The sequence below is a fragment of the Gemmatirosa kalamazoonensis genome, from assembly GCF_000522985.1.
GTDB lineage: Bacteria > Gemmatimonadota > Gemmatimonadetes > Gemmatimonadales > Gemmatimonadaceae > Gemmatirosa > Gemmatirosa kalamazoonensis.
In genome coordinates this window covers 614,356-628,221 of sequence record NZ_CP007129.1, presented here as the reverse complement: position 1 = coordinate 628,221, position 13,866 = coordinate 614,356, and the positions used below count along the sequence as shown (strand labels likewise).

The following is a 13,866-nucleotide window of genomic DNA, read 5'->3' as shown; positions in this document are numbered from 1 at the left end:
GCTCAGGAACAGCCCGCGCGCGCGCCGAACTGCCGCTGCGACGTCTGGTAGAAGCGCCCGTCATCGGTGACGAAGCCCATCTTCATCGTGTTGAACGGGTCCATCACGCGCAGCGTCACGCTCGCCGCGTCGCCGCGCAGCTTCTGGCGGAGCGCGAGGTTCGTCATCGTCATCGCCGACATGCGGCCCTGCTCGGTCGTCATCGGCGCGCGGTACATCAGGAAGCCCTGCGCGTCGAGCGTGCGGGTGAGCTTCACCGTCGCGTTGCCGCGCGCCGACCAGCCGAGCGCGCTGTTCGACACGTCGGTGCTCAGGTTGCTGCCGTCGGTCACCTGCTTGAACGCGCTGACGCCGCCGAAGCCGGTGAGGCGGCCGAGCCGCAGCGAGCCGTTCACGTCGGCGCCGTAGGAGTCGCTCGTGGCGACGTTCTGGAACGTCGTCGTCGACACGCCGGCGTCGTCGATCGTGCGGATGAAGCGCACCGCGTTCACCGTGTGGCGCGCGAACGGCGTCACCTGCACCGTGCCCTTGCCGAACGACTGCTGGTAGCCGAGCTCGAACGCATGCGTGTACTCGGGCTGCAGCGCCGGGTTGCCCTGGAAGACGTTCAGCGCGTCCTCGCGCATGCCGAACGGGTTGAGCTGACGCGTGTCGGGGCGCGTGACGCGCTTCGAGTAGCTCGCCTTCAGCTGCCGGCGGTCGTCGAGGTTGTACGCCGCGATCGCGCTCGGGTACAGGCTGCGGTAGTCGTTGTCGTAGCGCGTGCTCGTCGTCGCGAGGTCGAACCGAGTCGACACCGCCTCGGCGCGCAGGCCGCCCTGCAGGTCGAACTTGCCGATACCCTGGCTCAGCACGGCGTACGCGGCGTGCACCTGCTCGTCGTAGTCGAACGCGTTGCTGCGACCCGCGTCGGTGACGAACGAGGCCGTCGCATCGGACCACTGCGCGACGTCGTACGCGTTCTCGAGCTGGCGGAGCGTGCCCTTGTACCCGGTCTCCAGCTTCGTGCGGCTGCCGAGCGTGCGCGTGAAGTCGGTCTGCAGCGTCCAGTTGTGCGTGAGCGCGCCGGTCGCGTTCGTCTCGATGGCGGCGGCACCGGCCGGGGCGCCGGCCGTCGTCGACAGCGTCTGGTCGGCGAGGCGCACGGCGTCGTCGTCGCGCGAGCGGTTCACGCGGAACTCGGCGGAGAGCCCGTCACCGGCGCGCTTCGCGGTGCGGCGGAAGCCGAGCGTGTAGTCGACCATCAGGCCGTCGCCGGTCTGCATGCTCGTGCGGAGCGAGCGGCCGGTGAGCGCGCGCGTGGCGTCGAGCTCGCGGTACGCGTTGTCGTTCTCGCGCGTGAGATCGCGCTTGCTCCCGATGAGGGTCGACGAGAGCGTGGTGCGCGCGCCGAGCTTGTAGTCCGCGCTGGCGTTCAGCGAGTGCGACTTCGGCGAGAACGCGCCGGTCGCGTCGCTCTCGAGGAACGGCAGCAGGCCGCTGGCGAGCCCCTGACGGCTCGTGAAGCCGGAGAGCTCGCGGTCGTCGCGCATGAAACCGTAGTTCGCGAACAGCGTGAGCGGGCCGGCCTGGTAGCCGAGGTTGCCGGACAGGTTCACCTGGCCCGTGGTGCCGCCGCCGACCGTGGCGCCGCCGCTCAGGCCGAGGTCCGCGTTCTCCTTCAGCACGATGTTGACGATGCCGGCCATGCCTTCGGGATCGTTCTTCGCCGACGGGTTCGGCACCACCTCGACCTTGCTCACCATGTTCGCCGGGAGCTGCGCGAGGAAGTTGCCCAGCGCCTCGCCGCGCATCGGCGTGATGCGGCCGTTGATCTGCACGACGACGTTCTCGTTGCCGCGCAGGCTCACCTTGTTGTCGCCGTCCACCTCGACCGCGGGGACGTTGCGCAGCACGTCGACCGCGCTGCCGCCCGACGCGGCGGGCATGTCCTTCACCGTGTAGCTGTTGCGGTCGGGGGCGAGCGCCACGGCCTCCTGCTGCGCGGTGACCGTCACGCTCGACAGCTCGGCGGCGACGGGGGTGAGCGGCAGCTTGCCGAGGTCCATCACGGGCGCGGCGGCCGTCACGGCGACGCCGCTCTTCACGAGCGGCGCGAAGCCGATCGCGCGCACGCGTACGGTGTAGACACCGGGCCGCAGACCGTCGATGCGGAACGTGCCGTCGGCGCGCGAGTAGCCGCCGCCGACGAGCGCCGAGTCGCGCATGCTGCGCAGCGACACCGCGGCCGCCGCGATCGGCTGGCCGCCGGCGGCGTGGACGACGGTGCCGGCGATGCGGCCGGCGGCCTGCGGCGCGGCGCCGCGCGGGGCCCGGCGGGCGCGCCCGGCGGCGGGCCGGAAGGCTGGGCGAGCGCCGCGCCGGGGAGGGCGGCAGCCGCGAGGATCAGGAACGTGGTGCGTGAGCGGCTGGTCATGGCCGGCGGTGTCGGAGAGTGTCGCGCGGCCGGGAAGGAGGGGCCGCCGCGTCGTGCGGTCGCGTCATGCGGTCGCGTCGTGCTTCGAGGACCATACGACCGAGGGGGGCGGCGTGTACCGGTCGGTGGCACGAGTTGCGGCGCGGCGTCACGAGTTGCGGGCGGGGCGACATGAGCCCGGGCGGCGCGGGGGCGCCGGGGCCGCGTCGCGACTCGTGCCGCCGGTCCTGCACCTCGTGACATGGAGTCGCAGCCCATGACACGACGGATGCCGTGCCGGTGGGCCGCCTCCTTATCCTCGCAGCCGATCCACGACGCCCACCCACCACCGGATATGGCCATGAGCACCCGATCCCACGCCGGCCGCGCGCGCCTCCTCACCGCCCTCGCCACGGCATTCACCGCGGGCCTCGCGCTGACCGCGACCCGCGCCGACGCGCAGACGAAGAAGAGCGCTCCCGCGCGCAAGACCGCGGCGGCCGCGGCGGCCCCGCGCCGCTTCGTCCTCGCGGCCGACGGCAACGAGGCGCGCTACCGCGTGCGCGAGCGGCTCATGGGCCACGATCTCGACAACGACGCGATCGGCACGACGAAGGAGATCACCGGCCGGCTGTTCGTCGATGCGCAGGGGCGGGTGGTGCGCGACAGCTCGCGGATCGTCGTCACGCTCACGAACCTCACGAGCGACCAGGCGCGCCGCGACGGCTTCGTGAAGCGCCGCACGCTGCAGGTCGACTCGTTCCCGACGGCGACGCTCGTCCCGACGGAGTTCCGCGGCGGCACCGGCACGCTGCCGACGTCGGGCACGGCGACGTTCGAGCTGCTCGCCGACCTCACGGTGCGCGGCGTGACGCGGCCGACGGTGTGGAAGGTGACGGCGCGCGCCGAGGGCGGCGCGGTGACGGGCACCGCGACGACGGCGTTCACGTTCAAGGACTTCTCGCTCGACCAGCCGCGGGTGCCGGTGCTGCTGAGCGTCGCGGACACGATCACGCTCGAGTACGACTTCCGCTTCGTGCCCGAGACGGCGCCGGCGATTGCCGCTCCCGGTCAGGGCCGGTAACGTGCGCACGACCCTCTCCGTGGCGGCGTACCGCGCGATGACGACTCCAGCCCCTGCCGAGACGACGACCTCCGCGCCGCGGTGGTGGGTGGAGCCCGCGCTGATCCTCGCGTTCTGGACGGCGATGGCGGTGCTCACCGCGGTGGGGCAGCTGCTCGATCCGCGCGCCGGCTTCCTGAAGCCGGTGTTCCCGGCCGCCTCGGTGGGGCTCGCGTTCACCGGCGCGTACCTGTGGGCGGCGCTCACGCGTCCGATCTTCCGCCTCAGCCGCCGCTACTCCTTCGAGCGCGGGCACTGGCACACGAACGTCCTCGCGCTGCTCGGCGTGGGCGTCGTTATCGCGATCGGGATGGAGATCGTCGTCTCGTACCTGCGCTTCGAGGTGTTCTTCTCGCCGCGCGACCGCGCGTTCGGGTACAACCCGCTGTTCGGGCTGAAGCGCCTGTTCTGGCTCGACGACTTCGTGGTGTATCTCGCGGTGCTCGCGGTGGGCTTCGCGCGCGACTACTTCCATCGGCTGCAGAAGCGCCACGACGAGGCGGTGGAGCTGGAGGCGGAGCGCGCGCGGCTGCAGGCCGAGGCGGCGCGGCTCGAGGCGCAGCTCGCGGAGGCGCGGCTCGCCGCGTTGCGCGCGCAGCTCGACCCACACTTCCTGTTCAACACGCTGAACGCCGTCTCGTCGCTCGTCGGCAGCGACCCGCGCGGCGTGCGGCGCATGATCGCGCGACTGAGCGCGCTGCTCCGCCACACGCTGGAGGAGTCGACCGAGCCCGAGGTGCCGCTCGCGCAGGAGCTCGCGGTGCTCGGGCAGTACGTCGAGATCATGGAGATCCGCTTCGAGGGACGCCTCCACGTGGACACGAGCGTGGATCCGGCGGCGCTCGACGCGCTCGTGCCGAACCTCGTGCTGCAGCCGCTCGTCGAGAACGCGATCAAGCACGGGGTGAGCAAGCTGCCTAACGCCGCGGTGGGGCGCGTCGCGGTGACCGTGCGCCGCGCGGGCGACGACGTCGTGCTGTCGGTGCGCGACAACGGGCCGGCGATCGACGATGCCGACGCGCTGGCGCGGCCGGGCGGCGTGGGGCTGCGCAACACGCGCGAGCGGCTGACGCAGCTCTACGGCCCGGAGCACACGCTCACGCTCACGGCGGCGCCGGGCGGCGGCGTGGTGGCCGAGCTGACGCTGCCGTATCACACGCGCGCCGACCTGCACGCGGCGGGCGTCGCCGCGGTGGACGACGACGCGACGCCGGCCGCGCTGGGCGCAGTCGGCGCGGAGAGCGCGGCGCGGGGATGACCGCGCCGCGGGCGGTGCGCGTGCTCATCGTCGACGACGAGCCGCTGGCCCGCCGCCGCGTCGCCGAGCTGCTCGGCGAGGAGTCGGGCGTGGAGATCGTCGGCACCGCGACGAGCGGCGCCGAGGCGGTCGCGGCCATCCGCGCGCACGCGCCCGACGTCGTGTTCCTCGACGTGCAGATGCCCGACGGCACGGGGCTCGACGTCGTGCGCGAGATCGGGCCCGACGCGATGCCGGTGACGGTGTTCGTCACGGCCTACGACCAGTACGCGCTGAAGGCGTTCGACGCCGCGGCGGTCGACTATCTCGTGAAGCCGTACGACGACGAGCGGTTCGTGCAGGCGTTCCAGCGCGCGCGCGAGTCGGTGGAGTCGAAGCGGCTGCGCCGGCTCTCGGGCGAGTTGCTCGCCGCGCTGCAGGCGGTGCAGGGCGGCGGCGCGACGCCGGTGCCTGCCGCGCCGCTGCGTGAGGAAGCCGACGTCGCGACACCCGCACCCGCGGCGGCGCCCGCGGCGACGCCGGCGCGGCCCGACTACCTCGAGCGCATCGCGGTCGAGATCCGCGGGCAGGTGCGCGTGGTGCCCGTGGCGAAGGTGCAGTACGTCACGGCGAGCGGCCCGTACGTCGAGATCCACACGCCGGAGCGGACGTATCTCATCCGGGAGCAGATGCAGGTGCTCGAGGATCGGCTCGACCCGGAGCGATTCTTCCGCGTGCACCGCTCGGCCATCGTGCGGCTCGACCTCATCGAGGGGCTGACGCGGAACGCGAGCGGCGACTACACGGTGCAGCTGCGCGGTGGGCTGCAGCTCAAGGTGAGCCGCAGCCGGTCCGAGGAGCTGGAGCGGCGCATGGGGCTCGCGAAGTGACGCGGTAGAGCGCGCTGGCGTGCGGCGCGAGCTCCACGCGCAGCCGCTCCGCCGGCGTCGCATCGCGCCGAGCCCACAGGTCGCGCAGGCGGTGTCGGCCCGCGGCGAGACCGATGTCCGTCCACGACAGGTCGATGCGCTGCGACGCGGTGTCGAGATTGAACACGGCCACGTACGCGTCGCGCCCGTTCGGCGCGGTGGACCGCCACACGCGCACGCGGCCCTGGTCGAGCACCTGGCGCGGCGACCGGCCGTGCTGGTTCACGGCGAGCACCTCGGGGTTCGTGAGCAGCGCGCGCGTCGCCGCGTCGAGCGTGAGCAGGTCGCCGCCCATGACGAGCGGCGAGCGGAAGATGCTCCACAGCGTCATCACGGTGCGCTGCTCGTCCGCCGTGAGCCGGCTCGGCGACCCGCGGCCCGCGGAATCGGTGAGGCGCAGCCGGCCGAACGGCAGCATGTCGGCGTCGGGCCACGTGTGGCGCACGCCGACGGACGGCGCCCAGTCGCGCGCGTAGTCGAACTGCTTGCGCACGAGCCGCCAGTCGTCCCAGAAGTCGTCGGAGATGCGCCACATCTCGGCGTGCTCGGCGAAGAACGCCGCCTGGTCCAGCGGGGCGGGGCCGGGCGAGATGCTGAGCACGATCGGGTGGCCGGTCCTGTCGAGCGCGCGGCGCAGGGCGGCGATCTCCGACGGCTGGAACGCGTGGCTTCCCATGTCGTCGGCCTTCACGAAGTCGACGCCCCACGACGCGTAGAGCGCGGCGATCGCGTCGTAGTACGCCTGCCCGCCGGGCTTCGTGACGTCGACGCCCCACATGTCGGGGTTCCAGCGGCACGGGTTCGTCGTGTCGGCGACGTCGCGCGCATGGTACGCCGTGCCGAGGATCGGCGTGTTCGCCGCGACGGCCTGGCGCGGGATGCCGCGCATGATGTGGATGCCGAACCTGAGCCCCTTCGCGTGCACGTAGTCCGCGAGGGACCTGAAGCCCGACGGGAACTTGTTAGGCGCCGGCACGAGGCGCCCATAGTCGTCCATGGCGAGCCGCGCGCCGGGCTGGTAGTCGTGCCCGCGCGCGGTGGGTTGATACCACTGGATGTCGACCGTCACGTAGCGCCAGCCGTACGGCGCGAGATCGCGCGCCATCACGTCGGCCTGTGCCTTCACCTGCGTCTCCGTGACCGTCGTGCCGTACGAGTCCCAGCTGTTCCACCCCATCGGCGGCGTCGGCGCGAGGCTCGCGCGCTGCGCGCCGGCCTCCGACGCGACGAGGGCGATGACCACCAGGAGTGCGCGCGCCACGGGGCAGGCTCGTCTCATCATGCCATCAGGTCGTTCATCCGACGGGCAGGACTCCACTGCTTCGGGTTTCAATGCAAGGAATCGGGAGAATTCGACGAATCCCGTTCGTCGCTGAAGAGGCTTTCCTTGAATTCTCGAGATTCCTCGAATTGAAGACGGAAGAACGTGGAGTCGGGCGTGCGCGCGTCGGCGTCAGCGCGCCAGACGGTAGTACACGTCGTTCCACCGCAGCTCCTTCTTGAACTCGCGCACGGTGGTGTCCTCGTCGATCACGAGCAGCTCCATTCCCGCCATCTCGGCGAAGTCGGCGAGATGCTCGGTCGTGAGATCGAGGCTGAGCCCGGTGTGGTGCGCGCCGCCGGCGTAGATCCACGCCGCGGCGGACGTGGCGAGGTCCGGACGCGGGCGCCAGAGCGCGCGCGCGACGGGCAGCTTCGGCAGCGGCTCGTCGGTCGGTACGACGTCGACCACGTTGACGATCATGCGATACCGGTCGCCCATCTCGACGACGGACGCGTTCACCGCGGGCCCCGTCTTCGCGTCGAACACGAGACGCACGGGATCCGCCTTGCCGCCGATGGACAGCGGATGGACCTCGAGCGACGGCTTCGACGTGGCGATCGACGGACAGATCTCGAGCATGTGCGCGCCAAGCACCTTCTGGCCGTCGGGATGGAGGTGGTACGTGTAGTCCTCCATGAACGACGTGCCGCCCGTGAGGCCGGCGCTCATGACCTTCATCGCGCGCACGAGCGCCGCGGTCTTCCAGTCGCCCTCCGCAGCGAAGCCGTAGCCCTCGGCCATCAGCCGCTGCGGCCCGAGGCCGGGCAGCTGCGCGAGGCCGTGCAGATCCTCGAACGTGGTCGTGAAGCCCTTGAAGCCCCCGGCCTCGAGGAACCGGCGCAGGCCGAGCTCGAGGCGCGCGCCGTCGCGCAGCGCGTCGTGCCGGTCGCCGCCGCGGCGCAGCGACGACGCGACCGCGTACTGCTCGTCGTACTGCGCGACCGCCGCGTCGATGTCCGCGTCCGCGACGTCGGTCACGTACCGCGCGAGGTCGCCCACACCGAAGCCGTTCACGGAGTAGCCGAGTCGGAGCTGGGCCGCGACCTTGTCGCCCTCGGTGACGGCGACCTCGCGCATGTTGTCGCCGAACCGCGCGAACCGCGCGCCCTGCGCGTCGTGCCACGCGCATGCCGCGCGCGTCCACGCGCCGAGCGACGCCTGCACGTCCGGCGCCTCCCAGTGCCCGACGATCACCTTGCGATCGAGCCGCATGCGCGCGCCGATGAACCCGAACTCGCGGTCGCCGTGCGCCGACTGGTTCAGGTTCATGAAGTCCATGTCGATGTCGGCCCACGGCAGGTCGCGATTGAACTGCGTGTGCAGGTGGGCGAGCGGCTTCTGGAGCGCGCGAAGACCGCCGATCCACATCTTCGCCGGCGAGAACGTGTGCATCCACGCGACGATGCCCACGCAGCCCGGAGCCGCGTTCGCCTCCAGCACCAGACGGTGGATCTCGTCGGGCGACTTCAGCACCGGCTTGTGCACGACGCGCACGGGAATCGCCGGCGCGGCGTCGAGCGCCGCGGCGACCGCGCGTGCGTGCTCGGCCACGCGCTCCAGCGTCTCGGGGCCGTAGAGGTGCTGGCTTCCGGTCGCGAGCCACACTTCGTAGTGCTGCAGATCGATCATTTTCGGGTTCTCGGTGACCTGTGCCTATCGAGGTCTCGCGCGGAGCCGCGGAGACGCGGGAGCACATCAACAGCAAAGACCTGGGGATGAAAGGATGAAAGGATCCCAGGATCCTGCGGATCCTTTCATCCCCACTTCTTTGCTGTTCGAAGAGGCAGTTCTCCGCGTGCTCCGCGCCTCCGCGTGAGACTAGCTCGTCCTCACTTCAGCTCGAGCACGACCACCGCGTGCGCGGGCAGCGCGACCGTGAGCCGGCCGTCGGCCACCTGGGCGCCGGTGAACGGGGCCGGCTTCACGGCGTCGGGGTGCTCGAACGTGTTGTAGGCGTTCATCGTGGGCGCGGTGAGGATGCGTCCACTCACGCCGCTCACCCGCGCGCCGCGCACGTCGAGCGTCACGGTGTGCGCGTGGCTCGGGTCGAGGTTGCTCATCGTCACGTGCATCACGCCGTTCCGGTCGCGCGACGCCGACGCGCTCACCGCGGGCACCGAGTCGGTGCCGAGCTTGTACCACTCGCGGCTCGTGACCGCGATCGGCAGCAGCAGCGCGTCGTGGTGCACGGTGTAGAACTCGAACACGTGGTACGTCGGCGTGAGCAGCATCTGGCTGCCCTGCGTGAGGATCATCGCCTGCAGCACGTTCACCATCTGCGCGATGTTCGCCCCGCGCACGCGGTCGGCGTGCCGGTTGAAGATGTCGAGCGACGCCGCGGCGACGACCGCGTCGCGCATGGTGTTCTGCTGGTACAGGAAGCCCGGGTGGCTCCCCGGCTCCGGGTCGTGCCAGGTGCCCCACTCGCCGACGATGAGCGCGACGCGCTTGCGCGGATCGTAGCGGTCCATGATGGCCGAGTGCCGCGTGACCATCTCGTCGGTCGCCATCGCGCCGCGCATCGACCGGAACCACTGGCCCTCGTCGAACTGCGTCGCCGAGCCCTTGTTCGCCCACGAGCCGGCGAGCGTGTAGTGGTGCATGTCGATGCCGTCGATCATGCGACCGGCGTCGCGCATCACGACCTCGGTCCAGTTGTAGTCGGCGTCCGACGGACCGACGGCGATGCGGAACGGGCGCACGCGGCCGTAGCCGGGGAGGAAGCTCGCGTAGCGCTTCAGCTCATCGGCGTAGTACTCCGGGCGCATGTTGCCGCCGCAGCCCCAGCTCTCGTTACCCATGCCCCAGAAGCGCACCTCGAACGGCGCGTCCTGGCCGTTCTTCCGCCGCAGGTCGGCCATCGGGCTGTGGCCGGGATGGTTCACGTACTCCCACCAGTCGTGCATCTCCTGCACGGTCCCGCTCCCGAGGTTGCCGACGAGATACGGCTCGGCGCCTAACGCTTTCGCGAGCGCCAGGTACTCGTGCGTGCCGATGCCGTTGTCCTCGGTGACGCCGCCCCAGTTCGTGTTGACGATGCTCGGCCGCTGCTCGCGCGGCCCGATGCCGTCGCGCCAGTGGTACGTGTCGGCGAAGCAGCCGCCCGGCCAGCGGATGTTCGGCACCTGGATGCGCTTCAGCGCCTGCACCACGTCGTCGCGCATGCGCCACGGCTGCGTGCTGTCGCGCCGCGTCCAGACGCCGTCGTAGATCAGGCGGCCGAGGTGCTCAGCGAACTGGCCGTAGATGTGCCGGCTGATCGTGTCGCGTCCCTGGTCCGCGTTCAGCACGAGCTGCGTGGGCGTCTGGGCGTGAGCGGCGACCGCTGCGCCGAGGCACGCGAGCAGTGCGAGGAGGCGTGCGCGCATGAGGAAAGGCGAGCCGAGGGTGGAGGGGGCGCGTACCGGACCCACCGGCCACGTTAAGCGAGGGGGCCCCCCGGCCGCAATCGCAGAGCTCGCCTGTGCCGCCTAACGATTCAGGGGTGCCGCCGACTCGCTGGCACGGGACTCTCGCCGTCCGCGGGACCACGACACGCGCGGAGGACGGATGGTCTCGCGAGGCAGCAGCAGCAGCATGGTCGAGGAGGTCGGGAGCAGGAGCACGACGGGCGTCGCCGCGGACGAGAGCGTCGGCTACGTGGTCGTGGGCGGCGCGCCGCGCCGATTCCGCCTCGTCTCCCTCGCGGCGTTCGACCCGTGGGGCGCGGATCCGCCGAACGGTCTCGCGTACCTCGACCCGCTCCACCGGGCGGTGCGCATCGACGAGAGCGAGCGCGACACCGCGTCGCTCGCGCTCGAGTACTTCGACGCACTCGGCGCGACGCTCCGCGCGTTCCGCGACGCGATCGCCGGCGTCGACGCCGACGCGATGGTACGCGCGCCGTGGCGCCGCGCGCTGAACGCGCCCTACGCCGCGGCCGCGCGCGCCGCGCGGCCACGCATGGCGAACCTCAGCCCGTGCGTGACGCGACTCCACGCCGAGACGCGGTGGGACGGGGCGCCGCGGCGCGCGATGACGCCGGGGGAGCTCGCGCCGTTCGTGCACGTCTCGCCGCCGCTCGACCCGCCGCTCGTGACCGTTAGGCACCTGCTGATCGTCGACGCCGCGTACCGGCGCGGCGTCACCATTGGCGCGGTGTGGTTCGCGCTGCTCGCCGCGGGGCTGTCCGCCGACGCGGAGGTCACCGTGGCCGTCGCGCTGCGTGCCGACGGCAGCGGCCCGTCGCTCGGGCGCTGAGCGCCGTCGCGGAATCGCCGCGCATCACCCACTTCGGAGGAGACACCCGATGCCGTCGCTCGATTCTCTGCACGACCTGTACGTCGACCAGCTGCGCGACCTGTACGACGCGGAGCAGCAGATCCTGGACGCGCTGCCGAAGATGGAGGCGGCGGCATCGCACCCGGAGCTGAAGAAGGCGTTCCGCGCGCACGCCAAGCAGACGAAGGAGCACGTCCGCCGGCTCGAGCGCATCTTCGGCGGACTCGGCGAGGACCCGAGCGGCGAGCCGTGCGAGGGGATGAAGGGGCTGATCGCGGAAGGCGAGAAGACGATGGAGGAGAAGGCGAGCTCCGACGTGCTCGACGCCGCGCTCATCGCCGACGCGCAGCGCGTGGAGCACTACGAGATCGCCGGCTACGGCTGCGTGAAGACGTACGCGCGGCTGCTCGGCCGCGAGAGCGACGTCGCGCTGCTGCAGAAGACCGAGGACGAGGAAGGCGACACCGACCAGCTCCTCAGCGCGCTGGCGGAGAGCACGATCAACGTCGACGCGCTGCAGGGCGACTGAGCGAGGCCCGGCGTCCGGGATCGGACGCCGGGCGAGTCGCGTAGGCCTCCGGGGTGGAAGGGGATGATGGCGTTCCACGCGCGGTTATCTTGCGTCGCGCTGCACGACCCTGCGCGAACCCTTCCCCTTCCGCTCGCGATGCCCCGGCTCGGCGTGATCGGCACTCTGGTGTGGGACGTGATCTACGGCAGCCCGCCGAAGAGCGAGCGCGTGGAGGGGTGGGGCGGGCTCGCGTACGCGCTGAGCGGTCTCGACGCCGCGCTCGCCGACGACTGGGAGATCGTGCCGCTCATCAAGGTGGGGCACGACGTGGCCGAGCCGGGGCGGGCGTTCGTGTCGGGGCTGCGCCACGCCGCGGCGGACGCCGCGCTCGTCGAGGTGCCGGAGCCGAACAACCGCTCCGAGCTTCGCTACCACGACGACGAGCACCGCACGGAGTTCATGAGCGGCGGCGTGCCGGGATGGCGGTGGGACGAGCTCGCGCCGCGTCTCGAGGCGGCACGGATCGATGCGCTGTACGTGAACTTCCTGAGCGGCTGGGAGATCGATCTCGACGTCGCGCAGCGGCTGCGCGCGAGCTTCGCCGGTCCGATCTACGTCGACCTGCACATGATGCTGTGGGCCGTGCAGTCGACCGGCATGCGGCAGCTCCGGCCGCTCGAGCGCGCGACGGCATGGTGTCGCTGCTTCGACTTCATCCAGGTGAACGAGGACGAGATGTCGATGCTGGCGCCCGATCCCGACGCGTTCGCCGCGCTGGCGCTCGGCGCGGGGGCGCGCGCCACGATGGTGACGCTGGGACCGCGCGGGGTGGTGTACCACGCGGCGCCGGGCTTCCGGCGACTCGGCGACACGTCGGCCGGCGCGTCGAGTGGCGCGTCGAGCGAGGCGTTAGGCATCGCGCTGGCGTCCGACGCGGTGCGCCGCGGGCCGGAGGTGGATCCCACGGGGTGCGGCGACGTGTGGGGCGCGACGGCGTTCGCGCGGCTGCTCGCCGGGGACGCGCTGGCCGACGCGCTGCGGTGTGCGAACGAGCGCGCGGGCCGCAACGCGGAGTTCCACGGCGTCGCCGGACTCGTGGCGCACCTGTCGAACGGCTGCGCGCAGGGACGAACGTAGTCCGACCGGATTGCCTCCCGTGATCGACTAACCCGAGGAGGAGGACATGAGGCGAGCGATGGTGCTCGGCCTCGCAGCGCTGTGCGCCGCGAGCCTCTCCTGCGGGCGGTCCACGGAAGCGCCGAGCAGAGGTCGACTGCAGGTATTCGTTCACTGGCAGAACGAGGCGCTCGCAGGCCGGAGGCTCGAGATCGTCGAGCTCGGGGCAGCGCAGGCGACGGATCGGAACGGCATGGCCGAGTTCGTGCTGCCCCCCGGGACGTTCACCCTCCGCGCGTACGTGAACGCGGGAGGCCCGGCCGGGCGCCGAGAGGTGCGCGTCAGCGTGGCCGAGGGGCGAACCACTCGCGTGGACGTCGTCGACTGCGTGCCGTGCCTGAGTCCGACCTCATCCCCCGGCGTTAGGCCGCGCTCACGATCCATCGGTCCGTCCGGCCTGGCGCAACGTACTCCGGGCGGCAACGTTAGGGCCGGAGTCGTCGACCCTCGCGCGGGAGCAGACATGAGGCGGATCGTCCGAGACGTGGCAGGTGGCTCGCTGGTTCTCGGCATCGCGGCCGCGGTGGCCGTGGCGGGCGCGCAGCCCACGGTGCAGGCGTCGGCCTGCGAGCCGGGCGCGTTCCCCCTGCGCGCCGACACGCTGCAGGCGATGGTGCGGGCGCTGTACCCCGAATCGGCCGCGCTCACGCCGGGCGACAGCCTCGCGACGGTGGCGCTGGTGTTCGACGCCGACTGCCGGCTCACGCACCACGCCATGGGTCGCCGGCGCGCGTTCGGGATGCACGTCGACACGGCGTTCGCGCAGATCATGCCCGGGGTGCGGGCCGCCCCGTGGCGCGTCAGCGGGTACACGGTCCTCGGCCCGAGCGCGCCGCGCGGCGCGGAGATCGCCTGGGTCATCCTGCGCGCGGACTCCGTGCGGCGCTGAGGTGCACGGCGTCTCCGAGGGA

The 13,866-nt window shown here is 71.9% G+C and carries 11 protein-coding genes; 7 read left to right on the top strand and 4 right to left on the bottom strand.

Annotation, left to right across the window (positions count from 1 at the left end):
* Positions 1–2: 2 nt before the first annotated feature.
* Positions 3–2,276 (bottom strand): TonB-dependent receptor domain-containing protein, encoded by a 2,274-nt coding sequence (locus J421_RS25705; RefSeq protein WP_260525868.1) that lies wholly within the window; start codon positions 2,274–2,276, stop codon positions 3–5.
* Positions 2,277–2,756: 480 nt separating this feature from the next.
* Between J421_RS25705 and J421_RS25700 the strand changes: the two genes are divergently transcribed.
* The 3 genes from J421_RS25700 to J421_RS25690 are packed head-to-tail and all read left to right on the top strand — an operon-like array spanning position 2,757 to position 5,645.
* On the top strand, positions 2,757–3,479 hold the full coding sequence (locus J421_RS25700) for a YceI family protein (RefSeq protein WP_158508902.1): 723 nt from the start codon (positions 2,757–2,759) through the stop codon (positions 3,477–3,479).
* A 1-nt stretch (position 3,480) separates the two neighbouring features.
* Positions 3,481–4,776, top strand: a complete 1,296-nt coding sequence (locus J421_RS25695) for a sensor histidine kinase (RefSeq protein ID WP_236646341.1) — start codon at positions 3,481–3,483, stop codon at positions 4,774–4,776.
* Positions 4,773–5,645, top strand: coding sequence for a LytR/AlgR family response regulator transcription factor (locus J421_RS25690; protein ID WP_025413985.1), 873 nt, complete (start codon positions 4,773–4,775; stop codon positions 5,643–5,645). The genes J421_RS25695 and J421_RS25690 overlap by 4 nt, the downstream gene beginning before the upstream one ends.
* Here J421_RS25690 and J421_RS25685 read toward each other — a convergent pair.
* The 3 genes from J421_RS25685 to J421_RS25675 all read right to left on the bottom strand — a co-directional run bounded on the left by J421_RS25685 (position 5,587) and on the right by J421_RS25675 (position 10,376).
* On the bottom strand, positions 5,587–6,945 hold the full coding sequence (locus J421_RS25685) for a glycoside hydrolase family 27 protein (RefSeq protein ID WP_025413984.1): 1,359 nt from the start codon (positions 6,943–6,945) through the stop codon (positions 5,587–5,589). The two genes, J421_RS25690 and J421_RS25685, sit on opposite strands and share 59 nt — an antisense overlap.
* A gap of 192 nt (positions 6,946–7,137) precedes the next feature.
* Positions 7,138–8,637, bottom strand: a complete 1,500-nt coding sequence (araA, locus tag J421_RS25680) for an L-arabinose isomerase (RefSeq protein WP_025413983.1) — start codon at positions 8,635–8,637, stop codon at positions 7,138–7,140.
* Between the two features lie 200 nt (positions 8,638–8,837).
* Positions 8,838–10,376 (bottom strand): alpha-N-arabinofuranosidase, encoded by a 1,539-nt coding sequence (locus J421_RS25675; protein WP_025413982.1) that lies wholly within the window; start codon positions 10,374–10,376, stop codon positions 8,838–8,840.
* A gap of 208 nt (positions 10,377–10,584) precedes the next feature.
* Between J421_RS25675 and J421_RS25670 the strand changes: the two genes are divergently transcribed.
* From J421_RS25670 to J421_RS25655, 4 genes are all read left to right on the top strand, one after another.
* Complete coding sequence (locus J421_RS25670) at positions 10,585–11,247, top strand: hypothetical protein (RefSeq protein ID WP_148306537.1); 663 nt, start codon at positions 10,585–10,587, stop codon at positions 11,245–11,247.
* A 49-nt stretch (positions 11,248–11,296) separates the two neighbouring features.
* Positions 11,297–11,797, top strand: a complete 501-nt coding sequence (locus tag J421_RS25665) for a YciE/YciF ferroxidase family protein (protein ID WP_025413980.1) — start codon at positions 11,297–11,299, stop codon at positions 11,795–11,797.
* Positions 11,798–11,935: 138 nt separating this feature from the next.
* Positions 11,936–12,916 carry a carbohydrate kinase family protein gene (locus tag J421_RS25660; protein WP_025413979.1) on the top strand — a complete coding sequence of 327 codons (981 nt, stop codon included), beginning with the start codon at positions 11,936–11,938 and terminating at the stop codon, positions 12,914–12,916.
* 502 nt (positions 12,917–13,418) lie between these two features.
* Positions 13,419–13,844: a hypothetical protein gene (locus J421_RS25655; protein WP_148306536.1), complete on the top strand. Its 426-nt coding sequence runs from the start codon at positions 13,419–13,421 to the stop codon at positions 13,842–13,844.
* Positions 13,845–13,866: the final 22 nt, after the last annotated feature.